The following is a 1011-nucleotide window of genomic DNA, read 5'->3' as shown; positions in this document are numbered from 1 at the left end:
CTCGGTCGGGGTCTTGCCGACCTTGACGCCCGCGGCCTCGAGGGCCTCCTTCTTGGCCTGGGCCGTGCCGGAGGAACCGGAGACGATGGCACCCGCGTGGCCCATGGTCTTGCCCTCCGGCGCGGTGAAGCCCGCGACGTAGCCGACGACCGGCTTGGTCACGTTCTCCTTGATGAAGGCCGCGGCCCGCTCCTCGGCGTCGCCGCCGATCTCACCGATCATCACGATCAGGTCGGTGTCCGGGTCGTCCTGGAACGCCTTCAGCGCGTCGATGTGCGTGGTGCCGATGATCGGGTCACCGCCGATGCCCACGCAGGTGGAGAAGCCGATGTCCCGCAGCTCGTACATCATCTGGTACGTCAGCGTGCCCGACTTCGACACCAGACCGATCCGGCCCGGCTTGGTGATGTCGGCCGGGATGATGCCCGCGTTCGACTGACCCGGCGTGATCAGACCCGGGCAGTTCGGGCCGATGATCCGCGTCTTGTTGCCCTTCTTGCCGGCGTACGCCCAGAAGGACGCCGTGTCGTGCACCGCGATGCCCTCGGTGATGACCACCGCGAGGGGGATCTCGGCGTCGATCGCCTCGATCACCGCGTCCTTGGTGAACTTCTCCGGCACGAAGATGACCGTGACGTCGGCGCCGGTCTTGTCGATGGCGTCCTTGACCGAACCGAAGACCGGTACCTCGGTGCCGTCGAAGTCGACGCTCTGGCCCGCCTTGCGCGGGTTCACGCCACCGACGATGTTCGTGCCCGAGGCGAGCATGCGACGCGTGTGCTTCTGGCCCTCGGAGCCGGTCATGCCCTGGACGATGACCTTGGATTCCTTGGTGAGGAAGATAGCCATGGTGTTCTGTGACCTCGTCCCTTACTTCGCGGCAGCAGCCAGCTCGGCGGCCTTGTCGGCCGCGCCGTCCATGGTGTCCACACGCTGCACCAGCGGGTGGTTGCGGTCGTCCAGGATCTGGCGACCCAGCTCGGCGTTGTTGCCGTCCAGGCGCACCACCAG

The 1011-nt window shown here is 67.0% G+C and carries 1 protein-coding gene and 1 pseudogene; both read right to left on the bottom strand.

Features of this window, described 5'->3' with window-relative positions:
- A partial coding sequence (gene sucD, locus ACIHCX_RS38165; RefSeq protein WP_400038029.1) for a succinate--CoA ligase subunit alpha occupies positions 1 to 849 on the bottom strand: 849 nt, incomplete at its 3' end.
- A gap of 21 nt (positions 850 to 870) precedes the next feature.
- Positions 871 to 1011 (bottom strand): annotated as a pseudogene (locus ACIHCX_RS38160) (succinate--CoA ligase subunit beta); the annotation flags it as partial.

The sequence above is a fragment of the Streptomyces sp. NPDC052043 genome, assembly GCF_044548235.1.
In the GTDB taxonomy this organism is placed as follows: domain Bacteria; phylum Actinomycetota; class Actinomycetes; order Streptomycetales; family Streptomycetaceae; genus Streptomyces.
The sequence above is the reverse complement of the archived record's forward strand: the minus strand, read 5'-3'. Positions and strand labels throughout refer to the sequence as shown.